Below are 25,297 nucleotides of genomic sequence, written 5' to 3'. Positions count from 1 at the left end.
AGCGCTACCTTAATCTGTGGGCTCCGTATCAAATGCGGAGCACGAAACACTAAAGGCCCATTTATGAACCGCTTCTTTGTTTTTTTTGCTGCAACTCTGGCGATCCTGTCTGCGGCCCCAGCACAGGCTGACCCCGCCGATATCGCGGCTGCCAGCCGGTCGGTGGTTCGGGTTGTTCTGGCCGCCACAGATGGCGATAAAGTGGCCTTTGTTGGCCATGGCAGCGGCTTTGCGGTGGCACCTGACAAGATCGTCACCAACGCCCATGTGGTTGAAATTGCCCGGCAGGAGAAGTCCGTCGTCATCGGCATTGTGCCATCTCAGGGCGGCACCAGCTATGGCGGAAAAGTCATTGCCTATTCGCCCGGCAATGATCTGGCGCTCATTCAATTGCAGGATGGCGGCCGCCTGCCTTCGATGACAGTTTTCAGCGGACCGGTGGCCGATGGCGCAGATGTGGTTGCAATCGGCTATCCCGGTTCCGTCGATCGCGCGCAGGGTTTGAACCTCGATGATCTTATCAATCCGATGTCGCCGGTGAAAACGCGCGGTTCGGTCTCGGGCGGACGGACGACCAAGCAATTTGACACGATCCTGCATACGGCCCCGATTGCCAGCGGCAATAGCGGCGGACCGCTGATCGATAATTGCGGACGCATTTTGGGGGCGAACAGCTTTGGGTCCCTGTCCGACGGCAATGATGCCGAATTCGGCTTTGCTGTGTCCAGCCGTGAAATCCTCTCTTTCCTGCGTAAAGCCGGCGTAAAAGCCGGATTGACCGCCACACCTTGCCGGTCCGTCGCAGAATTGAGCCAGCAGGAACAAAGGCGCGAGGCCGCCGCAAGGGCCCGGATAGAAGCCGCCCAAAAGGCTGAAGCGGCCGAACGCCGACAGGCGGAAGCCCAGCTGCGGACCGCAATTTCCCAGGAAATTACAACCGAGCGTGAAAATCAGATGGCGATCGCCGCCCTGATGTTGGTGTTATCACTGTTTGTGTCTGGCGGGGCGGCCTATCTGATGCTTCAGGACAAGCGTACGCCCGCTATCGGCACGGCTGGCGGCGCGGCTCTGTTGCTGGTTGGGGCGATATTGGTTTTTCTTTCGCGGCCTGCCTTTAGCGAAATTGATGACCGCGTAGCAGCGGCGCTCAAAGAAAAACTGCCAGACGAAAATGGCACGAATGGAGGCAGCGCGCTTGCAACGGCAGGACAATATCAATGCCGCCTCAATTCCGAACGCAGCCGGATCACGGTATCGCAGGTCGATACACTGGATCTGGACTGGGCCGAAGGCGGCTGCGTCAACGGGCGCACGCAATATGGCCGCGATGGCGACAAATGGTCGCGCATTTTCGTGCCCAATGAGGAACAGACAGTCACGATCAGCAGTTTTGATCCTGCGAGCGCTGAATTCACCACCGAACGTTATTTGCTGGGCCTCAGCGCGATGACCAAAGCGCGCGAAATTCGCAAACAATATGGCAATCGTGCATGCACCAGTGACGAAAAAGCATTGGCCGATATTACCGAGATGGTGAAGGCCATCCGTACCGAGCTTCCCATGCAAACCAACGAGCGGTTGGTTTATGAGTGCGAGAAAGTCTCTCCATGATCGCTAGCGCGCTATGATCGCTGACAAGCAGCGCCAGTCGGCTATGCGCTTTGTACTGCTGACGGTGTTCATCTATTCCGTTGGTTTTGGCATCATCATGCCGGTACTGCCGGAGCTTATTCAGGAATTGGAGGACGTAAGCCTGTCCGAGGCGACAATGCTTGGCGGCTTTATCAGCGCCTCTTATGCGTTATTCCAGTTTTTGATGGGGCCACTTGTCGGCAATCTCGGTGATCGCTTTGGTCGTCGCCCAGTATTTTTGGTTTCGCTGCTCGCCTTTGGTATTGATTTCGCGTTGATGGGTTTTGCGACCTCAATCGTGTGGTTGTTTATTGGCCGGTCCATTGCAGGTGGATTGGGCGCCATATTCGGTCCGGCCAATGCCGCTATGGCCGATATGTCGAGCGATGAAGACCGCGCCAAAAGCTTTGGCCTGGTCGGTGCGGCCTTTGGTATCGGATTCATTGTCGGCCCGGCATTGGGTGGCTTTTTGGGTGATTTTGGTACGCGCATTCCGTTTTTTGTTGCTGGCGGATTGGCCTTTCTCAATTTCATCTATGGCTGGTTTGCTTTTCCTGAGACCATGGCACCGGAAGAGAAACGCAGTTTTGAATGGAAACGCGCCAATCCGCTGGGTGCGCTGCTCAATCTTGGCAAATTGCCGAACCTGCTGGGCGTCGCCATGATCTATTTCCTGTGGATGCTCAGCAGCTCGATCTACCCAACCAGCTGGTCGTTTTTCGCACCGGCACAATATGGCTGGGACAGCAAGATGGTGGGATTGTCGCTGACCTGCGTCGGTCTGTCCATGGCACTGGTGCAAGCTTTTCTGATTGGTCGTTTTGTCAGCGCGGTTGGTGAACGAAAAACCGCCATATTCGGAATATTCGTCGCCATCGTTATTTTCGCAGTCTACGTGATGGTTGACGTCGGTTGGGTTGCGCTGTCCATGTGCCTGGTGGTTGGGCTGCAAGGCATGGCCATGCCGAGCATCAACGCGATGATGTCCCGCCGCACGCCGAGCAATATGCAAGGAGAGCTGCAAGGCTTTAACGGCAGTCTTGCCGCACTGGCCGCTCTGATCGCGCCCCTGCTCTACAATGGCTCGTTGTCCTATTTCACCAGCGATGCCGCGCCGTTCCAATTTGTCGGCGCACCCTTTGCAATTGCAGCCTTGGTCGGGCTGATCCCACTAGTTCTGTTGCTGATCATCAAGCCAGCGCCTGATCACAAAGGTTGAGAGAACTATTCAGGCCTGATTGCGAAATATTTTCAACGCTTCCGCTTCAAATGCTGTCATTGCTGCCATCCAAGGGCCAGGGCCATAGCTGATACGGGCCACACCCAGCTCCGCCAAACGGGATATGGATGGGCTGTCCGGCATTCTCATGATGTTGACAGGCAAGCTGGCTTTCTCACAAATATCGCCGATCAGCTTTTCATCCGCTGCAAAGGGAATGAAAAAGCTGCCTGCGCCCGCATCGGCATAGGCCTGACAACGCTCCAGCGCTTTTTGGGCGAGTGCATCGTCATGATCAGTCAAGGGGGTCTGGATAAACAAATCCGTGCGTGCGTTGATAAACAGTCCGGTGTCGGCAGCTGCTTTAACGCGTTCGGCCTGTTCCGACACATCGCGCAATCCGCCCGCCGACAGGTCTTGATCCTCAAGATTGAGGCCAGCCACACCGGCGTCTTTCATCTGCCGCGCATTTTCTCCAACGGCAGTAGCATCAGCGCCATATCCGGTTTCCAGATCAATGCTAACCGGCACATCAACCGCCGAGACAATATGTTTCGCGTTGGTTAAGGCAAACTCAAACGGCAGTTTTTCGCCATCTTCAAAACCTTGAGCACCCGCGACTGATAGACTGCCCGTTGCGACCGCCTTGGCTCCAGCGCGCACGGCAACTTGGGCACTGCCCGCATCCCAGATATTGTATAGGATAAGCGGCTGGCCGGGTTGATGCAGTTCCGCAAATTGGGCGATATTATCAGTCATTAAGCGCTTCCTTCTCGAGCAAAGCTTCTTTTATCTCCAACCCATAGGCATAGCCGCCCATGCTGCCGTCGCTACGCACCACCCGGTGACAGGGGATGAGCACGGCGACATTGTTGGCGCCATTGGCGCTGCCAACGGCGCGCACCGCCTTGGGCTTGCCTATGGCCGCCGCGATATCGGCATAGCTGCGGGTTTCGCCGAGCGGGATTTTCTGAAGTTCTTGCCAAACGGCCTCCTGAAAAGCGGTGCCCTGCACATCCAGCGGAATATGGCTAAAATCGCCGGGCTTTTCGACGGACGCTGCAACTTCCGACAACAGTTCCTGAAACGCGTCATCACCGGGTTGCAGGTCCGCCTTGGGGAAACGGTCGTGCAGTTCTTCTTCACCTTCATTGAACGATAAACAGCACACGCCTTTATCTGTGGCAGCAACCATCATCGTGCCCAGCGACGTTTCGACATTGGCCCAGCGGATCGTCACGCCCGCCCCGCCATTTTTCCAAGCACTTGGCTTCATGCCTAATCTCTTTCCATTATCTGCATAAAATCGGGAAGCAGAGCCGTAGCCCGCATCATATATAGCCTCGGTTACCGATGCACCGTCATCTAGGGCTTGCTTGGCCCGCTCGGATCGCAGGGCTCGCGCATAGGCCGCTGGTGACAAACCCATCTCACGTTTGAATATGCGCTGCAAATGGGTTGGCGAATAGCTGGTCATGGCACCCAGTTCGTCCAGCGTGGGCGCTGTTTCGGCCATACGGATCGCATCGATCACGGCTTTCACCGCCGCGTCATCGCGTGCCACATCCTTGGGCATACAGCGTAAGCAAGCGCGGAGCCCTTCTGCTTCCGCTTGCTCAGGCTTGGCAAAGAACCGTACATTCTCACGCTTCGGGTGCCGTGCAGCGCAGGATGGGCGGCAATAGATACCGGTGGTCAATACGCCGGTTACAAACTTGCCGTCATAAGACCGGTCGCGATTGGCCACCGCCTGCCAGGCCATGTTGTCATCGATCAAGGATTCGTTGTTGTTCATGCCATTCTTTTGCCAACCTTTACCGACCCTCGCATCCCGTATCTTGCGATCAAAGCAAAATCTTACCTCGGACATAATCAAACAGCTTGAAAATCCGCCTTTTTTGGCAATCTTCAAAAAGCGTTCGAGTGCCATCTTGCATCGCAGCAAAATGGTTGCTAGACGCCGCCCATCCGAAGGCGAGATGCTGTTAATTTCGCCGCTGTTCGGGAACAAATCACATACCAGTTTTTTGGTCAATTTTCAGATCAATAATACAGGCACGGAGTAAAGAACGCGTGGAGAATTCCAGCGGCATTAGGGCGAGTTTAGCGGGGCGTTACGCCACTGCGCTGTTCGCTTTGGCCACCGAAAATAAAGCCATCGAAACTGTCGAGGCAAGTCTTGCTTCACTCGGCAATGCGATGGGCGAATCGGACGACCTGAAAGCGCTGATCAGCAGCCCGGTTCTGTCTCGTGCCGACGCTGGTAAGGCCATTGCCGGTATCGCCAAGGAAATGAAGCTCGACGATCTGACCACCAACGTGCTTGGTGTTCTCGCGGCCAATCGCCGTCTCGACCAGATACCGGCGGTCATTCGCGCCTTCTCCACTTTGGCTTCCAGCCATCGCGGAGAAATTACCGCTGAAGTGACCTCCGCTCATCCGCTGGATGATGCTCAAGTTGATGCGCTCAAGGCGCAGCTCAAGAAACGTGTGGGAAGCGATGTTTCGGTTTCCACCTCTGTCGATCCGTCCATATTGGGCGGTCTGGTCGTTAAAATCGGCAGCCAGATGATCGATAACTCAATTAAAACCCGTTTGAACACGCTATCTCAGGCCATGAAGGGCTAAAGGCCAAAAAGGACTAAGGACACACAATGGATATTCGCGCAGCAGAAATTTCAAAGGTCATCAAGGACCAGATCGCCAATTTTGGCAATGAAGCCCAGGTTTCCGAAGTCGGAACCGTTTTGGCGGTTGGTGACGGCATCGCCCGTATCCACGGTCTTGACCAGGTGCAGGCCGGTGAGATGGTTGAATTCTCCAACGGCACCCAAGGCATGGCGCTGAACCTCGAGGCTGACAATGTCGGTGTCGTGATCTTCGGTTCTGATGCAGACATTAAAGAAGGCGACGTTGTTAAGCGGACCGGCACGATTGTGGACGTTCCGATCGGCAAAGAACTGCTTGGCCGCGTTGTAGACGGTCTCGGCAACCCAATTGACGGCAAAGGCCCGATCAAAACCGAAAAGCGTAGCCGCGTTGAAGTCAAAGCGCCGGGCATCATCCCGCGTAAATCGGTGCATGAGCCTGTTCAAACCGGCCTTAAAGCGCTTGACGCTCTGGTTCCCGTTGGTCGCGGCCAGCGCGAATTGATCATTGGTGACCGTCAGACCGGTAAAACCGCTGTCGCCATTGATACCTTCATCAACCAGAAAACAATCAACGCTGGTGATGACGAAGGCAAAAAACTTTACTGTATCTATGTTGCTGTGGGCCAGAAGCGCTCCACCGTTGCACAGATCGTTCGTCAGCTCGAAGAAAATGGCGCGATGGAATATTCCATTGTTGTAGCCGCTTCGGCTTCCGAGCCTGCTCCGCTGCAATATCTCGCACCATATACTGGTGTGACGATGGGTGAATATTTCCGCGATAACGGGATGCACGCCTGTATCGTTTATGATGACCTTTCCAAGCAGGCTGTGGCTTATCGTCAGATGTCCCTGCTTCTGCGTCGTCCTCCGGGCCGTGAAGCTTATCCCGGTGACGTTTTCTATCTTCACTCACGTTTGCTCGAACGCGCAGCGAAAATGAACGAAGATAATGGCTCTGGTTCTTTGACCGCATTGCCGATCATTGAAACGCAGGCTGGTGACGTTTCCGCCTATATTCCAACCAACGTGATTTCGATTACCGATGGTCAGATCTTCCTTGAAACCGACCTGTTCAACCAGGGCATCCGTCCTGCGATTAACGTGGGTCTTTCGGTTTCGCGTGTGGGTTCCGCTGCACAGACGAAAGCAATGAAAAAGGTTTCGGGCTCGATTAAACTTGATCTGGCTCAGTACCGCGAAATGGCGGCCTTTGCGCAGTTCGGTTCTGACCTGGACGCGTCCACCCAAAAATTGCTGGCACGCGGTGAGCGTTTGACGCAGCTTCTGAAGCAGGCGCAATTCTCTCCGCTCGCTTTTGAAGAGCAGACCGCTTCCATCTACGCTGGCACCAACGGCCATCTGGACAATGTCGCAGTTGACGATGTTGTGCGATATGAAGAAGCCATGCTAGCCCATATGCGCGCCGATCATGCCGACATTCTGAAAACCATCCGTGAAAGCGGTGACCTGGCCGATGACACCAAGGCGAAGCTCGAAGACGCTTTGACGGCCTTTGGCAAGAGCTTTGCCTAATGGCTTCGCTCAAGGAACTTAAGGATCGGATCGGGTCGGTTAAATCGACCCAGAAGATCACCAAGGCCAAGAAGATGGTGGCCGCTGCCAAATTGCGCCGTGCGCAGATGGCAGCCGAAGCCGCACGGCCCTATGCCACGGAAATGGCAAAGGTCATGGCGAGTCTCGCCGGCAAAGTGACGGTCGATGAAAATTCACCGAAACTTCTCGCAGGCACAGGCAAGGACGAGGTCCACCTTCTGGTTGTAGCAACCTCCGATCGCGGTCTTTGCGGCGCGTTTAACGCCAATATCGTCAAAGAAGCCCGGTTGAAGGCTGAAAAGCTGACCAAAGAAGGCAAGACGGTCCTTTTCTACATGGTTGGCCGCAAAGGTATTCCGGTGATCAAGCGTCTCTATGAAGACAAGATCATCAAGCATTTCGATACATCGGAAGCCAAAACGCCCGGTTTTGAAGAAGCCAAAGCCATTGCCGAAGATCTGACCGCAATGGTTGAAGAAGGCAAATTTGACGTTGCCCATCTCTTCTTCTCGAAATTCAAATCCGCTCTGGTTCAGGAACCAACGGCGCAACAGATTATTCCTGTCGCTCTGGACACGTCAGGCGACGAAGCATCGGGCGCGTCGACAGAATATGAACCTGATGAGGAAGAAATCCTCACCGAGTTGCTGCCGCGCAACCTGACCACCCAGATTTTCGGCGCTTTGCTGGAAAATATGGCGTCAGAGCAAGGCGCATCGATGACCGCGATGGACAACGCAACGCGCAACGCGGGCGACCTGATCGACAGCCTGACCATCGAATATAACCGCAGCCGTCAGGCCGCAATTACAACTGAATTGATTGAAATTATCGCTGGCGCTGAAGCGCTCTAAAGCACGTACGCAAGGAAAGACAAATGGCAAATACCAACAATGTAGGCCGCATTTCACAGGTTATCGGCGCTGTCGTCGACGTAACCTTTGACACGGATATCCCGGCCATTCTCTCGGCTCTGGAAACCGACAATAACGGCAATCGTCTGGTGCTTGAGGTTGCTCAGCATCTCGGCGAAAACACTGTGCGTACCATCGCCATGGACGCGACCGAAGGTTTGACCCGTGGTCAGGAAGTCACCGACACCGGCGCGCAGATCAACATGCCTGTTGGCCCCGAAACGCTGGGCCGCATCATGAATGTTGTGGGTGAACCTATTGATGAGCTGGGCCCGATTGGTCACAAGACCACAGCACCAATTCACGCAGAAGCACCTGCTTTTGTCGACCAGTCCACCGACAGCGAAATTCTCGTCACCGGTATTAAGGTTGTCGACCTGCTAGCCCCTTATGCAAAGGGCGGTAAAATTGGCCTGTTCGGCGGTGCCGGCGTGGGCAAGACCGTGCTTATTCAGGAACTGATCAACAACATCGCCAAAGGCCATGGCGGTACATCCGTTTTCGCCGGCGTTGGTGAACGTACCCGTGAAGGTAATGACCTTTATCACGAATTTCTCGATGCGAACGTTATCGCCAAGGGCGAAGACGGCAACGCAACATCCGAAGGCTCAAAAGTGGCCCTCGTTTATGGTCAGATGAACGAGCCTCCAGGAGCGCGTGCTCGTGTTGCTCTGTCCGGCCTGACCATTGCGGAATACTTCCGTGACCAGGAAGGCCAGGACGTGCTTTTCTTCGTCGATAACATCTTCCGCTTCACGCAGGCTGGCTCGGAAGTGTCCGCGCTGCTTGGCCGTATTCCTTCAGCTGTGGGCTATCAGCCCACCCTGTCCACCGACATGGGGGCGCTGCAGGAACGGATTACATCCACGAACAAGGGCTCGATTACATCGGTTCAGGCCATTTATGTTCCTGCCGATGACTTGACCGACCCTGCACCGGCAACCAGCTTTGCCCACTTGGACGCGACCACCGTTTTGAACCGTGCGATTTCAGAGCTGGGCATCTACCCTGCTGTTGACCCGCTCGATTCAACCTCGCGTGTTCTAGAGCCACGCGTTGTGGGTCAGGAACATTATGATACGGCCCGCGCTGTTCAGGAAATCCTGCAGAAATATAAGTCTCTTCAGGACATTATCGCCATTCTCGGCATGGACGAGCTGTCTGAGGAAGATAAGCTGGTCGTTGCCCGTGCGCGTAAGATTCAGAAATTCCTGTCTCAGCCTTTCCACGTTGCGGAAGTCTTTACCGGCATTTCAGGTAAATTCGTGGATCTGGAAGACACGATCAAATCGTTCAAAGCGGTTGTGGATGGTGAATATGATCACCTTCCTGAAAATGCCTTCTACATGGTCGGCGGCATTGATGAAGCGCTTGAAAAAGGCAAACAACTGGCAGCAGAAGCAGCCTAATCGAAGTTCCCCTCCCGCCTGCGGGAGGGGTTAGGGGTGGGAATATCCCACCATATAAGTGAACGGGCCAAACAAGGCCCACCCCCGGCCCCTCCCGTAAACGGGAGGGGGGAAGAGACAGAAAATGGCAAACCTACATTTCGAACTCGTAACTCCTGAAAAGCTCGTCCGGTCGGACGATGTTCACATGGTCGTTGTCCCCGGCACAGAGGGCGATTTTGGCGTACTGGCTGGCCATGCGCCGTTTATGTCGACCATCCGCGATGCAGAGCTGTCCATCTACACCAGCGAAGGCGCAGAGGCCGAAGTGATCACCGTTCAGGGCGGTTTTGCCGAAGTGAATGAAAAAGGCCTGACGGTTCTCGCGGAAGCCGTTTCCTAAGCCTCTACAACCGGTGCCGCGCGGCGTTCGCTGCGCCACAGAAACAACCCGCTGAGCAGGATCAAGCTGCCGCCCACCAGTGCCAGTGGATCAATCGCATCTCCAAATATAAACACGCTGATCAGCGATGCGACGATCAGCTGGATATAGACAATTGGTGCAATGGCCGCCGCTGTCGTCCGCATAGTCGCCATATAGAGCAGAAAATGGCAACCAGTGGCGGTTACGGCCACAATTGCGCAGCGCAGGATCACATCCCAATCGGGCGCTCCCGGGACAAACATCACCGGAAGCAGAAAATGCCCTGCAACAGAGGCAATTGACAAAAATATGGCGGCCCAGAAAGCGATATAAAATTGCGCTGCAAATATCGAACGCTGGCTGGACACCATGCGGTTCAGGATCAGCATGGCGGCCATCGCCACAGCAGTGATAAGTGGCAATATGGCGACCCAACCGAAGGCCGCGACATTGGGTCTGAGCATGATCAACACGCCGCCAAAAGCGACAATCGTCGCCAGCCATGTCGCCGGCCGCATTTTCTCCTTCAAAAACCAACCGGAAAACAAGGCGGTCAGGATCGGATTGATAAAAGATATCGCGACAGCATCCGCCAGCGGCATGATGAAAATGGCAGAAAAAAAGGTTATGGTTCCGACCGCCAAAGTTAGGCCCCGCGCGGCATGCAGCCAGGGCCGGCTGATCTGGAAACCCGCCCTGCCTTCACGCCAGTACAGAATGGCCGCCAAAGCGATGGCGCCGATAGTAAAACGCAATGCCGCAACCGCCGGGGCCGGCCAGTCGCCTGCCATCGACTTGATAAACGCATCACCAATCGGAAAACCGGAAAAAGCAATCAGCGCCAGCAAGATACCGCTGCCCGCTACTGTCTTTCCAATATTTTTATCCGCCTGCAATATCCGTCCAATCAAAAGAGGGTCCAACCACCGATTGCAGGCTATTCGACAAGAAACAACCTCCATTTTCCGAGTGAAAAAAATCGCTTAAATTCAAAACTGTCCCATAGCATTATTCAAACATTAACCATTTTCCGCGAAAGAGATGTCTGATGATTTGGGAACAAACTATTTCCGGCGGAGAGACATGAGCGCATTTGGTAAGAAAAATGGATTGGGTGGCGGAAGACCGTCATTTGGCGTCGCGAAACCTATGTCTGGCGGTGGCGGACCAAAGCCTCAGGATAAGGAAGAGCTGGATAAACCAGCTGGAGGCGGTCAATTTCCGCCAATAGACGCCGTTCCTCTGCCCGGTGAGCAACAAACAGCCGGTGGCCCCGACAAAGATGATGCGATGTCGCGCCTTGCCGAGCGGTCCAATCCGCTACCGGAAGAGACCGACAAGGACGAAGGCTTTGGTGCCTCCGTGCACAAAATTAAGGAACAGGTGCTTCCTCGCTTGCTGGAACGCGTTGATCCAGAAGCGGCGGCAACGCTCAACAAGGAAGAGTTGACCGAAGAATTCCGCCCAATCATCATGGAAGTGCTGACCGAGCTGAAACTGACATTGAACCGGCGCGAGCAATTTGCGCTGGAAAAAGTGCTGGTTGACGAGCTACTTGGTTTTGGACCGCTGGAGGAATTGCTTCAGGATCCAGATATTTCCGATATCATGGTCAATGGCCCCGAACAGACCTATATCGAGAAAAAAGGTAAGCTTGAAATCGCGCCAATCCAGTTCCGCGATGAAGAACATCTTTTCCAGATCGCACAGCGTATTGTGAACCAGGTTGGCCGCCGCGTCGACCAGACTACGCCGCTTGCCGACGCCCGTCTAGCCGATGGTTCTCGTGTGAACGTCATTGTGCCGCCGCTCAGCCTTAAAGGCACAGCGATCTCGATTCGTAAATTCTCCGACAAGCCAATTACCCTCGATATGATGCAGGGCTTTGGTTCGATGTCGACAGCCATGTGTACGGCGCTGAAAATTGCGGGTGCTTGCCGTTTTAACGTCGTTATATCTGGCGGTACGGGTTCTGGTAAAACGACCATGCTCAACGCCATGTCGAAAATGATCGATCCCGGTGAGCGCGTGCTGACCATCGAGGATGCTGCCGAGCTTCGCTTACAGCAACCCCACTGGCTACCGCTTGAAACCCGCCCGCCCAACCTGGAAGGCGAAGGCGCGATTACCATTGGTGACCTGGTGAAAAACGCCCTGCGTATGCGTCCTGACCGGATCATCCTTGGTGAGATTCGTGGTGCCGAATGTTTCGACCTTCTCGCCGCCATGAACACGGGCCATGATGGCTCCATGTGTACGCTTCACGCCAACTCTCCGCGCGAGTGTCTCGGCCGTATGGAAAACATGATTTTGATGGGTGACATCAAGATCCCGAAAGAAGCGATTTCGCGTCAGATTGCAGAATCGGTTGATCTGATCATTCAGGTGAAGCGTCTGCGCGATGGTTCACGTCGCACCACCAACATTACCGAAGTGATCGGTATGGAAGGCGACGTGATCGTGACCCAGGAATTGTTCAAATATCAATATCTGGACGAGGATGCTGACGGCAAGATTATTGGCGAATATCAGTCCTCTGGCCTGCGCCCTTACACGCTTGAAAAAGCGCGGCAATACGGCTTTGAACAGCCCCTGCTCGAGGCTTGTCTCTAAGATATCTCCAAAGCTTCGGCGAAATATTTACCGTTTTTCGCGAGAAGATATTCTGTCGTCGGCGGGAATCCGTCGAGCACCTTTCTTTGCACAAGTCGCTGTGCTGTCGAGGCTTTCAAGCTGAGCGAAACTGCGCGCGGTGATGCTTCGGGCAAAGCCCGCTCTATCGCACTGAACCGGTTCTGTCCGTCAGCGAGAACATGAACCAGCGGCAGGGTCCAGCGGGTCATGTCTTGCACCGGGATCTCCAGACGGTTCTGAGTCGTGATAATGGAACTGGCCACTCGCGCTAACGCCTCACCGCTTTCTGTCAGCAGATATTCCGGACGCAATGGATGACCATGCCCCGGATTGCGGATCACCCAGCCTGATTCAATCAGCTGTTCCAAAGCCCGGGACAGGCTGTCACGCGACAGGCCGACACGGTTTAATATCTCCACAAAACGCGCGCCTTTGCCAGAAAGCGTCGCCAGTATCGCTATCGACCAGCGATAGCGGCTGAGCGCAAGAACCGTCGATAGAGGCAAAATTGACATAATATTTAATCTACTATACTTTTCTGACTATAAATCAACCGCGACTCGAAAAACGGGAGTATTCAATATGACTATTAGCTATGACGGTGATCTGACCGTCTCCATGGGCGTGAGCGACATTGACGCATCGATCGAATGGTATGCGAATATCCTGAATTTTGAGCTTCTCTACAAGAACGAGGAAATTGCCTGGGGCGAAATGTCTACGGGACTAGCGAACGTCAATCTGGGCCTTAGTCAGGTCGAGACAGTGGAAAAAGGCGGCGGCGCAACTCCGGTATGGGGTGTAAAGGACATTGTTGAAGCGAAAGCCAGTCTGGACGCGGCGGAGGTAAAGCAGGATGGGGAAATCCAACATATTCCCGGTCTGGTGAAATTGCTGACCTTCTATGACCCCGATGACAATGCGATGATGTTATTCGAGAATGACAATCAATGATTTCCGCGTTGCTATGGCTGCCAGTGATGCTGGCAATGGAAGCGCCAGCGCCTAAAGACAAAACAGACACTCCGCATTGGCTAGTAGGCCATTGGATCGGTCAAGGTACGCTTTTCAAACAGCCAGCCAAAATGATCCTTTCTGTTTGTCCATTGTCCGATGACAGCGGGCTAGAGCTGGAATATAAAGTCCTGGCCGAAAGTGAAGATGGTACAAAAACCCGATTCACGGGTCGCGCGGATTATTTTCCGGATGGAAAGGGTCGCTGGCGCGGTAGCTGGGTTGGTAGCAATGAAGTAGATCATGAGCTGACCGCTTTTGTGTCGGACAAAACTTTCACCGCAACCTGGCACAATGAAACGGTCGAAACCGGTCAGACACGCTATGAACTTGGCATTACAGGCCAATTAAAGGTGACCGACTTTGTTCTCAGGGACGGCGCCCGCTTTGAACCATTTGCACAAGCCAATTACGAGAAAACCAGTGATTGCGAAAGCTCAGCAGAGGATCGTGTTCAATAACCCTTAAACGCCAGGCCGATGCTGATAGCTGCAAAAAGCAAAGACATTAGCATCACAAACGGCCAAGGCATGAAGCCGACTTTTTCGATATTCTTGCGATTATTGCGGCGCCGTTCGGCAATCGCAGCAATGGCTGCGGTCACGACCGCAACGCCGCCTGCAATCGCCCAGCCACTTAAGTCCGATAACCAATCCAAAGTCGGTCAATCATCCAACATTTTGATAATGCCGGAAAAGTCCATGTCGCCCTGCCCGTTTACTTCGGCATATTGCTCATAGAGAGCCTGCGCCTTCTCGCCCATGGGAACCTGCGCACCCGCGCTTTCCGCTGCTTCCATCGCGAGACGCAGATCTTTCAGCATCAAAGCTGCAGCGAAGCCGCCTTCATAGCCATTATCTGCCGGACTTTGCGGGCCAACACCAGGCACAGGGCAATAGCTTGTCATCGACCAGTTCTGGCCCGATGCCTTCGAGGAAATATCGTAAAAGTTCTGAAGGTCGAGACCCAACTTTTCCGCCATTTTGAACGTTTCGCAGGTCGCAATCATGGAAGCACCGAGAAGCATGTTATTGCAGATCTTAGCCGCCTGCCCCGCTCCATTGTCACCGGCATGTATCACAGCCTTGCCCATATCTGACAAAATGGGTTCGGCCCGTTTAAACGCCTCTTCACTGCCGCCAACCATGAAGGTCAGAGTACCGCCATTGGCCGCAGCGATACCGCCTGACACCGGCGCATCGACTGGAACAATATTCTTGGCTTTAGCCATATCAGCAACATCTCGCGCGCTATCGACGTCGATGGTGGAGCAATCCAGCACCAATGTTCCGGGCCCAGCGTTGATAATCACATCATTGGCGTAGACGGATCGGACATGTTTCCCGGCTGGCAGCATCGTCACCACAGCTTCCATGTGGCGGACAGCATCGGCGGCATCACTGACAGGATGACAACCCGCCTCCCCTGCCTTGGCGAGCGCTTCGCCAGACAAGTCGAACGCATGCACTTCATGCCCCGCCTTCGCCAGATTGGCAGCCATGCCGCCGCCCATATTGCCGAGACCGATAAATCCGATTTTCATGTTTAGCGCCCCTTCCAATTGCCTTCCCGCTTCTCAATAAACGCGGCCATGCCTTCGGCCTTGTCCTCGGTAGCGGTCAAAATCTGGAACAGGCGACGCTCGTGTAACAGGCCTTGATCCAGCATCGTTTCAAACGCGGCATTGACCATTTCCTTGTTCACCTGAATCGCCATGGGCGGCATCGAGGCGATCGTGCCAGCAGCTTTAACAGCCTCGTCGAGCAGTTGGTCATGCGGTACGACGCGAGCAACCAGTCCCGACCGTTCCGCTTCCTCGGCATCCATCATCCGGCCGGTCAGGCACATGTCCATCGATTTGGACTTGCCCACCGCACGGGTCAGGCGTTGTGATCCGCCCATGCCCGGCGCAACGCCCAGTTTGATTTCCGGCTGACCAAATTTAGCGTTTTCACTGGCAATGATGAAATCCGCCATCATCGCCAATTCACAGCCCCCGCCCAATGCGAAGCCATTCACCGCTGCAATCCAGGGTTTGCGGGTCGACTTCACAATCTGACTGGTCCATTTGGAGAAAAAATCCTCCAAATAGAAATCAGCCGCAGCTTTCTCATACATTTCCTTGATATCTGCACCCGCCGCAAAAGCCTTGTCACCCGAACCGGTGAGCACCGCACAAAGCTGTGTTTCGTCCGCTTCAAAGGCTGCAAAGGCACTGATCAACTCGTCCAGAACCTCGCTGTTCAGCGCGTTGAGCGACTTGGGCCGATTCAACGTAATCAGGGTCACTTGCCCGTTTTTCTCGGTCAGAATTGTTTCATAGGTCATAGCGGTTTCCATTCCTCTTCTACCGGCAAGGGCGCAAAAATGCTGTCGATCAGTTCGTCAGTTGTTTCCTCGGGTGTTGCTGGATTCCATTTGGGGTCATTGTCCTTGTCGACAATCAAGGCGCGAACACCCTCGATAAAGTCATGCCGGACCAAAACCCGCGATGCGATGCGATACTCATTGCGCATTTCATCAGCAAATGTTGTCATACCCGTACCCTCTTTCAGCTGGCGGAGTGCAACCTTGCAGGTTTGCGGACTTTTTGTGCCCAGCGTATCCCGTTCTTTGGCCGCCCAATCGCTATCGTCTGCGTCCAGCGCAGCGAGAATATCTTCATAAATGTCGGACGCGAAAAATTTATCTATCTTATCCAAATTTTCGGCGATCCGGGCTGCAGGCACAGAGCCTGACAACTGGCCCAATATGCCATCAATACGGTCCGGATTCTCGCTGATCCGCTCCTTTGCTTCCTCGAGATTTTCCGATGGCACATAATGGGTTGCCAGTCCGACCTCCTTGCATTCCGCCCCGTCCAAACGCGCGCCGGTCAGCGCCAGAAACTGGCCTAAACGCCCCTCCAACCGCGACAAAAACCAACCGCCGCCAACATCTGGGAATAGCCCGATACCAGTTTCCGGCATCGCAAAGCGGGTATTTTCGGTCGCTACCCGATATTTGGCTGGCTGGGAAATCCCGACACCGCCGCCCATCGTGATACCATCCATGAAGGCCACCACCGGCTTTGGATATTCGAACAACAGATGGTTGAGCTGATATTCCTTATAGAAAAACTCACGCCCTTCTTTACCATCTTTTTTGCCGGATGCCTGCAACATCGCAATGTCACCGCCGGCACAAAATCCGCGGCCTTCACTGTGATCGATTAACACAGCTTCGACGTTGTCGTCATCGCGCCATTCAATCAGTGTATCGCGCATTGCCTCGCACATCGCGAGATTGAGTGAGTGGATGACTTTAGGGCGGTTCAGGCTGATATGCCCGACCCGGCCGGTTTTCCTGATGATGAGATCTTCTGTCATTTTATCTTTCTAATCTTGAACGGCAGTTATTGCCTAAGCATTTCACGCGATACAATCATGCGCATGACCTGATTGGTACCTTCGAGTATCGAGTGAACACGCAAATCGCGCCAGAAGCGTTCGATCGGATAATCCTGTAAATAGCCATAGCCACCAAAAAGCTGCAGCGCATCATTGACGATTTTCGAGCCATTGTCAGTTGCCAAACGCTTCGCCATAGCGGCAAATTTGGTTTTGTCAGGGGCACCCTGCGTTACTTTCACCGCAGCCATGTAAAGAAGAGCGCGTGCGGACTCAAGATCGGTCGCCATATCGGCCAGCATGAACTGGGTGTTCTGGAAATCGCTTATGCTTTTGCCAAATTGCTTACGCTCTTTGGTGTAGGCAATCGCTTCATCAAGGCAGCGCTGCGCACCGCCTAGCGAACAGGCTCCGATGTTCAAACGACCTCCATCAAGGCCTGCCATTGCAATGCGAAAACCCTCGCCTTCGCCGCCGACACGGTTCTCGACCGGCACACGGACATTGTCGAAATTCACCTGCGCGGTCGGTTGTGAGTGCCAGCCGAGTTTTTTCTCATTCGCACCAAAGCTGACGCCCTCCATATCTTTTTCGATCACCAGACAGGTCACGCCACTCGCACCATCATCGGATGTTCGTGTCATCGTCACATAGACCTCATTTTGACCGCCACCAGAAATGAAAGCTTTCGATCCGCTGACGACATAATGGTCTCCATCGAGCACTGCTTTGGTCTTCAATGATGCGGCATCAGAGCCGGCCCCGGGTTCCGTGAGACAATAGCTGGATATTTTTTCCATGCTGATCAGGTCTGGTAGAAACTTGTCCTTTACCGCCTGCGCCCCGAATGTATCGATCATCCACGCTGCCATATTGTGGATGGAAATGAAGGCTGAGGTGGATGGGCAGCCATAAGCCATCGCTTCCATGATTATCGCGCTTTCCAGCCGACCAAGTCCGATCCCGCCTGACTCCTCCGACACGTAGATGCCACCAAAGCCCAGTTCGGCGCTTTGCTTGATGACATCGCGCGGAAAAATATGTTCTTCGTCCCATTTGCCAGCATGTGGGGTAATCGCATCTGCCGTGAATTTCTGGGCCATATCCTGAATGGCCAGTTGATCTTCGGTCAGGGAAAATTGGTCAATCATTTCTTGTCGTTCCATTTTTCTTTCAGAACCCGCTCCGCAAAGAGTCGGCTTAAAACGTCTTCGTCGGTTCGCTCATACACAAGTTCCCGCGGCGTGGAGCCTTTAATGTGAGCCAACGCAGCTACCCGGCCGCTGCCAAGAAACCATGTATCCGGCTCTGTTCGTGCTATTGGATCCTTATAAGCTTCGTCCATTGTGATAATTTGCCAACCATCCGCGATCAGCTCGCGCACCAGATCATCAATAAACAGCGCTGCAATATCCGTCTCATGCAACAGCAGAACATGAGCCGGAGAGCGACCGATCGTTTGCACCGCGATATCATCATAGAAATTGGAGGTATCGATCATTGTCTCGACATAGAGATCGCGCAGCGCGTCCATATCCATCACCTTACCCTGCTTGGCGGCCTGTGATGCCAGTCTGTCTATATGCCAGTCGTAATTGTCGATCGTGATATAGGCATTGATAAGGCCACGTTCCGAAAGCGCCTTGCGCACAGCATCACGCTTATCGAGATCGCGGCGGCCTTCGTCCAAATAGGGAAAGCGAAACCAGGGGCGATAGCCTGGTCGGCCTTTGAGCCATTTTTCGACTTCATCTATCTCAGCGACATAATCTTCAACCGCCGTTTTCCATAGCCAGGGATGGGTTTTGGTGTGATTGCCAAGGACATGGCCTGCAGCAACATAGGCGCGAATGCGGTCTTCACCGCCTTGGCCCGCTTCTTTGTCCAAATTGCCGGTTGTTACAAAAAAACCGGCCTGCTCAACCCCCGCATCAGCCAGTGCAGCAATCAGTTTTATCGCCCGTTCATCCGGCGTGAAAAAGCCCCCCGTGTGGCGCGGAATATCATCAAAACTAATTGCAATACGCTTCTCGGCGCCTGCAGATTGCAAAGCAAAACAAAAGCTTGCCGTAAGGATCAATAATAAGCGTATCATTGCAGGATCATTGTCCCTTCTAAGTTAAGAAAGGCTGGTGCCTGTGAAATATCGACAAAGTGAGCTTTACGCCAATTTCCGCATCACGTCACCGAACAGATCCTCATCCGACGGCAATTCCTTGGACACTGCCAATGGCTTGGAAACCCAAGTTTCATTGATCAGGTCACGCCACGTGATATTATTATTGGTGCCATTACCGCCCCAGCTGCCGCAGCCGAGCGAGAAGGTCTGACGCATGCCGTTCCATAGGTTGCCGCTATTCGAGGCTGATTGTGGCTGATTTACCATCACACGGGATGTACGAGTTGCATTGGCGAGTTTCATAATATTCTCGTCCGAACGGGAATAGAGTCCGCAGCTATGCCCCTGCCCCTGATAGGCTTGAATGTTATTGGTCAGCTCAATTGCTTCTTCGATATCGGCAGCCCGGTATAACGCCATAATGACGGTTAGTTTTTCGCCAGAGAACGGAAAGTCCGGACCAAAACCGGTTTCCGGCACCATGAAGAATGTCCGTCCTTCTGGCAGGTTGAAACCGGCCATACCGGCAATCTTCTCTGCTGGTTGCGCAACGATTGATGTGTTGAATTTCCCATCAGGCCAGAGCGCATCCTGCAGCTTTTGCTTTTCTTCTTCGTTGACCAGATAACCGCCCTGATGCTTCAGTTTTTCGACCATCTCATCATAAATGGCATCGACCAAGATCACGCTATTGTCCGAAGAACAGCTAGCCGCCAGATCCAAGGTTTTCGAAATCCGGATTTTCTCGGCTGCATCTTCTAGATCAGCGCTTTCGTCCACTGTGATAACAGCGTTACCTACACCCACACCAAGAGCAGGCGTACCGCTGGAATAAGCTGCAGTGACCATAGCGCCGCCGCCGGTTGCCAGTACGCGGTCACATTGCCGCATCAGCTCATTTGTTTTCTCAACCGATGGCACATCAATGCTGATCACTAGATCTGCCGGCGCACCCATTTTGACAATGGCATCACGCATCAGGTCACAAATCATCTTGTTGGTCAGTTTTGCCCGGGGATGCGGAGCAACGATGATCGAGTTGCGCCCCTTAACCGCCGATATCGCTTTGATTACCGGGGTGGCCTCGGGATTGGTCGATGGCGACAGAGCACCGATTACGCCAACAGGCTTGGCGATTTTAACAATGTTACGCTCGTGATCTTCTTCGATAATACCAACGGACTTGTCGTCGATAATGTCAAACAAAGTTGCCCGTGTTTTGCGGAAAATTTTCAGATATTTGCCGTCATAGTTACCGAGCTGCGTCTCATCGACCGTATGCTGTGCAATTTTTTCGGCAACGGATTCCTCGGCAACGGCCCAGACCATAGCGCGGATAAGTTCATCGACTTGCTCCTGCGTATAGTTTTCAATCTGCTGTTGTGCCGCACGTGACCGCGCAACCAGTTCAGCGACTTCTTCCGCAATCGGATCCTGCGGGTTGGTGGTTGTGTCCAGCATGATAAGCTCCTGAAATAAATTTGTGCTCGAATATCAACGGAAAAGGACTCGTCGACAAGGCATTTTCTTTACCGATACATATAATTCACCACCGATAAGCATGCAACGCTACGCGCAATTAAATTACAAAAGCGACAGAGCGCTGCTGCGATACGCAATTGCATTAGCAATCCGAATGCGCCTATCGTCAGCAAAATGAACCGTCTCACCACCATTCAATCGGCGATATGACAACTGATGTTTTAGATAAAGCGCCGGTTGAAGCTACACCGGTTCAACCACCTGCAGAAGGCCAAAATCGGCCAATGGCAGGCATAATTACTCGGCTCGCGGCCATGCTGTCGCTAGCGATCATGTTCGCATTTGTAAAACTGGCCGGGCAGCAAGGGGTCCATGTTACCGAAAGCTTATTTTATCGTCAGCTAACCGCCATGCCATTAATCTGTTTCCTCATCTGGCAAAGCGAGGCGGGCTGGCCAGCGATAAAATCAAACAAACACGGACTGCATATCCTGCGTTCTGCACTTGGTATCTTTGCCATGGGCCTTAATTTCTGGGCAATGACGTTATTGCCGCTGGCTGACGCCACGACTATCAGCTTCACCGTCCCTATATTCGCGACCTTATTTGCTGCGCTAATCCTTCGGGAAAAAGTCGGTATCCGGCGCTGGTCCGCAATCCTGATCGGCTTTATTGGGGTACTTGTTGTGATCCAGCCGGGCGGAACGCTGATCCCGGCCTTTGGTGCGACAGTAGCGCTGGTCGGAGCTTTGGTAACGGCATCCGTGACGCTCGTCATCCGTATGTTGGGGAGGACCGAAACCAGCATCGTGACAATATTCTGGTTCTCAGTCTACACCCTCCCGGCATTGGCGGTTTGCGCGGCAATTTATGGTGGTGGGCATGACGCGACGACATGGGGCTATTTACTTGGCGTCGGCATATTCGGAGCGATCGGGCAACTCACAATAACCCAATCCCTGCGCTTTGCTCCAATTTCGACGATCATGCCGATGGACTATAGCGCGCTCCTCTGGGCCACGATCATTGGTGTTGTTGTGTTCGGCCAATGGCCAGGATTATCGATACTGCTGGGCGCACCGATTATCATCGGGTCTGGCTTATTTATCGCCTGGCGCGAGCATGTCCGTGCATCACGAGACGCAAACAGCGAAAACTGATAGCTTGGCAAGTACGATTAAAGCGCATAGCCTCCCGCATAAAGGGAGAGGGACATGCATAGATTTTGGCACCATTTTGCTGCGCTATTGGTACTAGTCACATTTTCAAATGTTGCTGTCGCAAAGGAACCTACGGCACCTGTTCACTATCCCAAAGTCACCGTTTATGAGGCGGCCAAAATTATCACAATGGAGCCAGGCTATCCCGAAGCTCACTATGTTGCGACTGCCGATGGGATTATCCTCGGACTAGGTCAAAGTCTGGACGATCTAGACGCTTGGACACTGGGACGTGATGTTACAGTGGATCGGCAATTTGCCAAAAATATTCTGATGCCGGGTTTTGTCGAACCGCATATTCACCCGATGCAGACGATCATGATGCTGCCTATCCCCTTCATCAGCCCGGAAAGCTGGGAACTTCCGGGCAAATCCTATCCCGCGGTGCGTGGCAAAGCGGACTATGAGCGCCGTTTGCGCGCGGTTCTTGCGAAAAGCACCGACGAACTTTTTATCACCTGGGGCCATCATAAGCTGTTCCATGGAGATATGGATCGCGCCTTGCTCGACAGCATTGCACCGGATCGCGCCGTGGTTATCTGGCAACGCAGTTTTCACGAGATCATCGCCAACACACCGGCACTGAAATTACTTGGCATCGGCACGAAAGATGCCTTTGCCGCCGCCTTCTCCAAGCCCGGCATCGACCCCAGCCATGCCGATTATGACAGCGGCATCATTCATGAAACAGCACTCTTCAATGGTATCGAAAAGCTCCGCCCTTATCTCTTCTCTCCCGCTAAAGTGCAGCAAGGACTGACTGACATGCGGCAGATGATGCTTGAAAACGGTGTCACAACGAGTGCTGATCTTGCCTTCGGCGGCTTTGGCGGCCCGGAAATGGAATCGAAACTATTCAAGAGTCTCTATGATCAGCCAACCACACCATCGCGCATTTTGGCCATTCCGGTTGCTCCTTTAGTCACGGGCGATCCCAACGTTTGGCTAAAGGATATGAAATCCAAATATGACAGCGATAAATTCTTCTTCTCAAACCGGGTAAAGCTGTTTGCTGATGGTGCTTTTTTCGCGCAATATATGCAGATGAATCCGCCTGGTTATAGCGATGGCCATGAAGGCAAATGGCTGACGGAACCGGAAGAATTATTGAAACAGACCAAGCGGTTTTGGGACGCGGGCTGGCACCTCCATACTCATGTCAACGGTGACAAGGGTCTCGACGTAGTGCTTGATATCACCGAGAAACTGGCGGTCAAAAACGGTCAGAATATTGTCATGGAGCATCTTGGCTATTCAACCGAAGCCCAAAACCGACGGATCGGACAAATGGGTCTCTACGTTTCTGCACAACCCAATTATATCCGTATCCTTGGTGACACCTATGCCAAGACTGGCATGGGTCCCGATCGCGCAGCGCAGATGAGTCGGCTTGGCTCGCTCGAACGCAAGGGAGTTCCGCTTGGACTGCATAGTGACTTCAATATGGCACCGATTGACCCGCTATACCTTGCTTGGGTCGCCAGCAACCGGATCACCCTGGATGGCAATGCTAAAGCCCCGGCTGAACGACTATCTCTAGACAAAGCCCTGCGTGCCATCACGATCGAGGCGGCGCAAATAATCGGCCTCGATGCTATGGTTGGCAGCATCGCGACTGGGAAGAAAGCCGACTTCACGGTGCTGGATAGCGATCCTTATGAAATCGGCGCCCCGCAGCTTCAGGAAATAGGCATCAAAGGGGTGATATTCGAAGGCCGCTGGTTCCCAGCCGGTCAGGAGTAACCGCACGGCCACGATAGGAGAGATACGCGATGCAATTGACCCAGATGCTCCACAGCGCAGCGGATACAAGGCCCAATCATCTGGCAACGGTTGATGGAGATCGGCGCAAGAGTTGGGCAGAGCTCAGGAAACGCGTCGGGCGTCTGGCCGGTGCACTCCAAACGTTGGGCGTCAAGGCTGGTGATAGGGTTGCGATCCTGGCGCTCAATTCGGACCGCTATACTGAATATATGTTCGCGGTCTGGTGGGCCGGTGGCGCGGTGGTGCCGATGAATACGCGCTGGTCGGCGGCAGAAAATGTCTATTCGCTCAACGACTCGCAGGCGACCATCCTGTTTGTTGACCGCCATTTTGCCCCGATGGTCAGCTCGTTTCGGGATCAGGCCGAAACCGTCTCCACCATCATTCACCTAGAGGAGGAAGAGGTGCCCGAAGGCATGCTATCCTATGAGCAGCTGGTTACGGATCATGCGCCCTGTACCGATGCCGGGCGTAGTGGCGAGGACCTAGCAGGCCTGTTCTATACCGGCGGCACGACCGGCTTTCCCAAGGGCGTAATGGTTCCTCAACGGGCGCTCTGGTACAATAACATCGCGCTGGCCGGCATGGCCGGGTTCACCAGTGATTCCATCTATCAGCACACTGCGCCGATGTTCCACATGGCGGATCTCGCCTGCAGTGGGGCGGTAATGATGGCTGGCGGCACACATGTCTATGTGCCGTCATTCGAACCAGTCTCAACCCTCAACGCGATCGAGGACAATCAGGTCACCCATGTGCTGCTCGTCCCGACCATGTTGGGAATGGTGTTGCAGCATCCTGAATTTGATGTGGCCAAGCTCCGCTCCATGACACACTATCTCTATGGCGCTTCACCGATGCCCGAGGGCCTGTTGCGCCAGGCCATGGCGTTGCTGCCGGATGTCAAATTCGCGCAAGCCTATGGCCAGACCGAGATGGCACCGCTCGTGTCCATTCTGAACCCCGCTGACCATGTGCTGGAGGGCGAGAAAGCGAAACAGATCCGCTCTGCTGGTCGTCCAGCCTGGGGCTGTGACGTCAAGATTATCGACGAAGAGGGTCAACCGGTCCCACGCGGCACGGTTGGTGAGATTGCCGCGCGCAGCCCGGGCAATATGCTGGGCTATTGGCAACAGGAAGAGCAGACCGCCGCAACGCTGGTCAATGGCTGGGTCCATACCGGCGACGGAGCCTATCAGGACGAGGATGGTTTCCTCTATATCGTCGACCGGATGAAGGACATGATCGTCTCGGGCGGTGAGAATGTCTTTTCGGCCGAGGTCGAAAGCGCCATTTCCACGCATCCCGATGTGGCGGCCGTTGCCGTAGTTGGTATTCCCAGTGAAAAATGGGGCGAATCTGTCCATGCCATCGTCATTCCAAAGGACGGTGTGACGCCCGACGAGCAGTCAATCATCGACCATTGCAAGGATCAGATTGCCGGTTACAAATGTCCAGGCTCGATTGATTTTCGAACCGACCCTTTCCCGCTATCCGGTGCCGGCAAAGTACTGAAACGTGAGCTACGCGCACCCTATTGGGAGGGCCAGGAACGCAGCGTGAGTTAAATTGATTGTGGAGCAGAACCTTTAGGGGGAAAAAGAGTAAAGCTATCCCTTCATCTTCTCAAAAAGATCCACGAGCTCGCTGAACTTCTCTTTCTGATCCTCTTCGTTACCAGAAGATATCGCCTCGGCGACACAGCAGGCCGCATGGTCTTTCAAAATCTGACTCTCTACCTTGGACAAGGCCGATTTTACCGCCTGCATCTGGGTTAGGATATCCATGCAATAGCGGTCTTCTTCGACCATTTTTGCAATGCCCCGCACCTGCCCTTCAATCCGGTTCAGGCGGTTGAGCTTCGCGGTCATCTTATCTTCCGCCATGGGTTTG

25 protein-coding genes are annotated in these 25,297 nt (G+C 53.8%); 13 read left to right on the top strand and 12 right to left on the bottom strand.

Annotated elements, in window-relative coordinates:
• Positions 1–63: 63 nt before the first annotated feature.
• Both BS29_RS05875 and BS29_RS05870 read left to right on the top strand, forming a co-directional pair.
• Positions 64–1,611, top strand: a complete 1,548-nt coding sequence (locus tag BS29_RS05875) for a S1C family serine protease (RefSeq protein ID WP_229956282.1) — start codon at positions 64–66, stop codon at positions 1,609–1,611.
• 13 nt (positions 1,612–1,624) lie between these two features.
• Positions 1,625–2,851, top strand: a complete 1,227-nt coding sequence (locus BS29_RS05870) for an MFS transporter (RefSeq protein WP_229956281.1) — start codon at positions 1,625–1,627, stop codon at positions 2,849–2,851.
• A gap of 9 nt (positions 2,852–2,860) precedes the next feature.
• Here BS29_RS05870 and BS29_RS05865 read toward each other — a convergent pair whose 3' ends face one another.
• Together BS29_RS05865 and ada are read right to left on the bottom strand one after the other, a co-directional pair.
• Positions 2,861–3,610: an isocitrate lyase/PEP mutase family protein gene (locus tag BS29_RS05865; protein WP_229956280.1), complete on the bottom strand. Its 750-nt coding sequence runs from the start codon at positions 3,608–3,610 to the stop codon at positions 2,861–2,863.
• Positions 3,603–4,646 carry a bifunctional DNA-binding transcriptional regulator/O6-methylguanine-DNA methyltransferase Ada gene (ada, locus tag BS29_RS05860; RefSeq protein WP_229956279.1) on the bottom strand — a complete coding sequence of 348 codons (1,044 nt, stop codon included), beginning with the start codon at positions 4,644–4,646 and terminating at the stop codon, positions 3,603–3,605. The genes BS29_RS05865 and ada overlap by 8 nt, the downstream gene beginning before the upstream one ends.
• Positions 4,647–4,924: 278 nt before the next feature.
• Here ada and BS29_RS05855 point away from each other — a divergent pair, with 278 nt between their 5' ends.
• From BS29_RS05855 to BS29_RS05835, 5 genes are all read left to right on the top strand, one after another.
• A complete protein-coding gene (locus BS29_RS05855; RefSeq protein ID WP_229956278.1) occupies positions 4,925–5,479 on the top strand; it encodes a F0F1 ATP synthase subunit delta in 555 nt (184 codons plus the stop codon).
• A 26-nt stretch (positions 5,480–5,505) separates the two neighbouring features.
• Positions 5,506–7,035 carry a F0F1 ATP synthase subunit alpha gene (atpA, locus tag BS29_RS05850; protein ID WP_229956277.1) on the top strand — a complete coding sequence of 510 codons (1,530 nt, stop codon included), beginning with the start codon at positions 5,506–5,508 and terminating at the stop codon, positions 7,033–7,035.
• Complete coding sequence (locus tag BS29_RS05845) at positions 7,035–7,910, top strand: F0F1 ATP synthase subunit gamma (RefSeq protein ID WP_229956276.1); 876 nt, start codon at positions 7,035–7,037, stop codon at positions 7,908–7,910. Before atpA ends, BS29_RS05845 begins: the two co-directional genes overlap by 1 nt.
• Before the next feature lie 23 nt (positions 7,911–7,933).
• Positions 7,934–9,379 (top strand): F0F1 ATP synthase subunit beta, encoded by a 1,446-nt coding sequence (gene atpD, locus BS29_RS05840; RefSeq protein WP_229956275.1) that lies wholly within the window; start codon positions 7,934–7,936, stop codon positions 9,377–9,379.
• A gap of 124 nt (positions 9,380–9,503) precedes the next feature.
• On the top strand, positions 9,504–9,761 hold the full coding sequence (locus BS29_RS05835) for an ATP synthase F1 subunit epsilon (RefSeq protein WP_229956274.1): 258 nt from the start codon (positions 9,504–9,506) through the stop codon (positions 9,759–9,761).
• Here BS29_RS05835 and BS29_RS05830 read toward each other — a convergent pair.
• Positions 9,758–10,705 carry a DMT family transporter gene (locus tag BS29_RS05830; RefSeq protein WP_229956273.1) on the bottom strand — a complete coding sequence of 316 codons (948 nt, stop codon included), beginning with the start codon at positions 10,703–10,705 and terminating at the stop codon, positions 9,758–9,760. The genes BS29_RS05835 and BS29_RS05830 overlap by 4 nt on opposite strands.
• 160 nt (positions 10,706–10,865) lie before the next feature.
• Between BS29_RS05830 and BS29_RS05825 the strand changes: the two genes are divergently transcribed.
• Positions 10,866–12,395, top strand: coding sequence for a CpaF family protein (locus BS29_RS05825; RefSeq protein ID WP_229956796.1), 1,530 nt, complete (start codon positions 10,866–10,868; stop codon positions 12,393–12,395).
• Here the strand turns inward: BS29_RS05825 and BS29_RS05820 are convergent.
• Positions 12,392–12,931 (bottom strand): winged helix-turn-helix transcriptional regulator, encoded by a 540-nt coding sequence (locus BS29_RS05820; RefSeq protein ID WP_229956272.1) that lies wholly within the window; start codon positions 12,929–12,931, stop codon positions 12,392–12,394. The genes BS29_RS05825 and BS29_RS05820 overlap by 4 nt on opposite strands.
• Positions 12,932–12,998: 67 nt before the next feature.
• On the opposite strand from BS29_RS05820, the gene BS29_RS05815 reads away from it, so the two are divergent.
• Both BS29_RS05815 and BS29_RS05810 read left to right on the top strand, forming a co-directional pair.
• Positions 12,999–13,370: a VOC family protein gene (locus tag BS29_RS05815; protein ID WP_229956271.1), complete on the top strand. Its 372-nt coding sequence runs from the start codon at positions 12,999–13,001 to the stop codon at positions 13,368–13,370.
• The gene (locus tag BS29_RS05810) at positions 13,367–13,891 is read left to right on the top strand and encodes a hypothetical protein (RefSeq protein ID WP_229956270.1); all 525 of its coding nucleotides are present in this window, start codon (positions 13,367–13,369) and stop codon (positions 13,889–13,891) included. The genes BS29_RS05815 and BS29_RS05810 overlap by 4 nt, the downstream gene beginning before the upstream one ends.
• Here the strand turns inward: BS29_RS05810 and BS29_RS05805 are convergent.
• From BS29_RS05805 to BS29_RS05775, 7 genes are all read right to left on the bottom strand, one after another.
• A complete protein-coding gene (locus BS29_RS05805) occupies positions 13,885–14,088 on the bottom strand; it encodes a hypothetical protein (protein WP_229956269.1) in 204 nt (67 codons plus the stop codon). The two genes, BS29_RS05810 and BS29_RS05805, sit on opposite strands and share 7 nt — an antisense overlap.
• 6 nt (positions 14,089–14,094) lie before the next feature.
• Complete coding sequence (mmsB, locus tag BS29_RS05800; protein WP_229956268.1) at positions 14,095–14,973, bottom strand: 3-hydroxyisobutyrate dehydrogenase; 879 nt, start codon at positions 14,971–14,973, stop codon at positions 14,095–14,097.
• Between the two features lie 2 nt (positions 14,974–14,975).
• Positions 14,976–15,758: an enoyl-CoA hydratase-related protein gene (locus BS29_RS05795; protein WP_229956267.1), complete on the bottom strand. Its 783-nt coding sequence runs from the start codon at positions 15,756–15,758 to the stop codon at positions 14,976–14,978.
• Positions 15,755–16,798, bottom strand: coding sequence for an enoyl-CoA hydratase/isomerase family protein (locus BS29_RS05790; RefSeq protein ID WP_229956266.1), 1,044 nt, complete (start codon positions 16,796–16,798; stop codon positions 15,755–15,757). The genes BS29_RS05795 and BS29_RS05790 overlap by 4 nt, the downstream gene beginning before the upstream one ends.
• Before the next feature lie 26 nt (positions 16,799–16,824).
• Positions 16,825–17,970 carry an acyl-CoA dehydrogenase family protein gene (locus tag BS29_RS05785; protein WP_229956795.1) on the bottom strand — a complete coding sequence of 382 codons (1,146 nt, stop codon included), beginning with the start codon at positions 17,968–17,970 and terminating at the stop codon, positions 16,825–16,827.
• Positions 17,967–18,914, bottom strand: coding sequence for a polysaccharide deacetylase family protein (locus BS29_RS05780; RefSeq protein ID WP_229956265.1), 948 nt, complete (start codon positions 18,912–18,914; stop codon positions 17,967–17,969). The genes BS29_RS05785 and BS29_RS05780 overlap by 4 nt, the downstream gene beginning before the upstream one ends.
• A gap of 66 nt (positions 18,915–18,980) precedes the next feature.
• Positions 18,981–20,399 (bottom strand): aldehyde dehydrogenase family protein, encoded by a 1,419-nt coding sequence (locus tag BS29_RS05775; RefSeq protein WP_229956264.1) that lies wholly within the window; start codon positions 20,397–20,399, stop codon positions 18,981–18,983.
• A 227-nt stretch (positions 20,400–20,626) separates the two neighbouring features.
• Between BS29_RS05775 and BS29_RS05770 the strand changes: the two genes are divergently transcribed.
• The 3 genes from BS29_RS05770 to BS29_RS05760 are packed head-to-tail and all read left to right on the top strand — an operon-like array spanning position 20,627 to position 24,972.
• Positions 20,627–21,580 (top strand): DMT family transporter, encoded by a 954-nt coding sequence (locus BS29_RS05770; RefSeq protein WP_229956263.1) that lies wholly within the window; start codon positions 20,627–20,629, stop codon positions 21,578–21,580.
• A gap of 54 nt (positions 21,581–21,634) precedes the next feature.
• A complete protein-coding gene (locus tag BS29_RS05765; RefSeq protein ID WP_229956262.1) occupies positions 21,635–23,383 on the top strand; it encodes an amidohydrolase in 1,749 nt (582 codons plus the stop codon).
• Between the two features lie 29 nt (positions 23,384–23,412).
• Positions 23,413–24,972: a long-chain-fatty-acid--CoA ligase gene (locus BS29_RS05760; RefSeq protein WP_229956261.1), complete on the top strand. Its 1,560-nt coding sequence runs from the start codon at positions 23,413–23,415 to the stop codon at positions 24,970–24,972.
• Positions 24,973–25,014: 42 nt separating this feature from the next.
• On the opposite strand, the gene BS29_RS05755 is transcribed toward BS29_RS05760, so the two are convergent.
• Complete coding sequence (locus BS29_RS05755; RefSeq protein ID WP_326838496.1) at positions 25,015–25,290, bottom strand: metal-sensitive transcriptional regulator; 276 nt, start codon at positions 25,288–25,290, stop codon at positions 25,015–25,017.
• Between the last annotated feature and the right edge of the window lie 7 nt (positions 25,291–25,297).

It is taken from the genome of Parasphingorhabdus litoris DSM 22379 (assembly GCF_020906275.1).
Lineage (GTDB): Bacteria > Pseudomonadota > Alphaproteobacteria > Sphingomonadales > Sphingomonadaceae > Parasphingorhabdus > Parasphingorhabdus litoris.
Note: the sequence above shows the minus strand (reverse complement) of the source record. Positions and strands in the feature narration are given on the sequence as shown.

Excerpts from the sequence above, each read along its gene's own strand:
- BS29_RS05875 (WP_229956282.1), top strand. The coding sequence starts at position 64 with ATGAACCGCTTCTTTGTTTTTTTTGCTGCAACTCTGGCGATCCTGTCT.
- BS29_RS05870 (WP_229956281.1), top strand. The coding sequence starts at position 1,625 with ATGATCGCTGACAAGCAGCGCCAGTCGGCTATGCGCTTTGTACTGCTG.
- BS29_RS05865 (WP_229956280.1), bottom strand. The coding sequence starts at position 3,610 with ATGACTGATAATATCGCCCAATTTGCGGAACTGCATCAACCCGGCCAG.
- ada (WP_229956279.1), bottom strand. The coding sequence starts at position 4,646 with ATGAACAACAACGAATCCTTGATCGATGACAACATGGCCTGGCAGGCG.
- atpA (WP_229956277.1), top strand. The coding sequence starts at position 5,506 with ATGGATATTCGCGCAGCAGAAATTTCAAAGGTCATCAAGGACCAGATC.
- BS29_RS05845 (WP_229956276.1), top strand. The coding sequence starts at position 7,035 with ATGGCTTCGCTCAAGGAACTTAAGGATCGGATCGGGTCGGTTAAATCG.
- atpD (WP_229956275.1), top strand. The coding sequence starts at position 7,934 with ATGGCAAATACCAACAATGTAGGCCGCATTTCACAGGTTATCGGCGCT.
- BS29_RS05835 (WP_229956274.1), top strand. The coding sequence starts at position 9,504 with ATGGCAAACCTACATTTCGAACTCGTAACTCCTGAAAAGCTCGTCCGG.
- BS29_RS05825 (WP_229956796.1), top strand. The coding sequence starts at position 10,866 with ATGAGCGCATTTGGTAAGAAAAATGGATTGGGTGGCGGAAGACCGTCA.
- BS29_RS05820 (WP_229956272.1), bottom strand. The coding sequence starts at position 12,931 with ATGTCAATTTTGCCTCTATCGACGGTTCTTGCGCTCAGCCGCTATCGC.
- BS29_RS05815 (WP_229956271.1), top strand. The coding sequence starts at position 12,999 with ATGACTATTAGCTATGACGGTGATCTGACCGTCTCCATGGGCGTGAGC.
- BS29_RS05810 (WP_229956270.1), top strand. The coding sequence starts at position 13,367 with ATGATTTCCGCGTTGCTATGGCTGCCAGTGATGCTGGCAATGGAAGCG.
- mmsB (WP_229956268.1), bottom strand. The coding sequence starts at position 14,973 with ATGAAAATCGGATTTATCGGTCTCGGCAATATGGGCGGCGGCATGGCT.
- BS29_RS05795 (WP_229956267.1), bottom strand. The coding sequence starts at position 15,758 with ATGACCTATGAAACAATTCTGACCGAGAAAAACGGGCAAGTGACCCTG.
- BS29_RS05790 (WP_229956266.1), bottom strand. The coding sequence starts at position 16,798 with ATGACAGAAGATCTCATCATCAGGAAAACCGGCCGGGTCGGGCATATC.
- BS29_RS05785 (WP_229956795.1), bottom strand. The coding sequence starts at position 17,970 with ATGATTGACCAATTTTCCCTGACCGAAGATCAACTGGCCATTCAGGAT.
- BS29_RS05780 (WP_229956265.1), bottom strand. The coding sequence starts at position 18,914 with ATGATACGCTTATTATTGATCCTTACGGCAAGCTTTTGTTTTGCTTTG.
- BS29_RS05775 (WP_229956264.1), bottom strand. The coding sequence starts at position 20,399 with ATGCTGGACACAACCACCAACCCGCAGGATCCGATTGCGGAAGAAGTC.
- BS29_RS05770 (WP_229956263.1), top strand. The coding sequence starts at position 20,627 with ATGACAACTGATGTTTTAGATAAAGCGCCGGTTGAAGCTACACCGGTT.
- BS29_RS05765 (WP_229956262.1), top strand. The coding sequence starts at position 21,635 with ATGCATAGATTTTGGCACCATTTTGCTGCGCTATTGGTACTAGTCACA.
- BS29_RS05760 (WP_229956261.1), top strand. The coding sequence starts at position 23,413 with ATGCAATTGACCCAGATGCTCCACAGCGCAGCGGATACAAGGCCCAAT.
- BS29_RS05755 (WP_326838496.1), bottom strand. The coding sequence starts at position 25,290 with ATGGCGGAAGATAAGATGACCGCGAAGCTCAACCGCCTGAACCGGATT.